General features: G+C 68.4%; 1 protein-coding gene. It reads left to right on the top strand.

Annotated elements, in window-relative coordinates; genetic code table 11:
- Window positions 1–212: DUF222 domain-containing protein (locus ACLQ3C_RS21765; protein ID WP_425707151.1), on the top strand; the 212-nt coding region annotated here is incomplete at both ends.

The raw sequence follows: 212 nt of genomic DNA, 5'->3' as shown, positions 1-212 counted from the left end.
AGGCGTTCGCCGAGGGGGCGGTCGGGCCCGCGCATGCGCGGGTGGTGATCGACGTCCTCGACGACATCCCGCATCAGGTCGACCACGACATCAAGGTCAACGCCGAAAAGCAGATGGCCGACTACGCGCGCGTGCACACCCCCGCGGAGTTGACCGCGATCGGTGCCCGCCTGATGGCGCACCTCGACCCTGATGGCGAGTTGACCGACGAC

Source organism: Gordonia sp. DT30, assembly GCF_049844915.1.
Lineage (GTDB): Bacteria > Actinomycetota > Actinomycetes > Mycobacteriales > Mycobacteriaceae > Gordonia.
The sequence above is the reverse complement of the archived record's forward strand: the minus strand, read 5'-3'. Positions and strand labels throughout refer to the sequence as shown.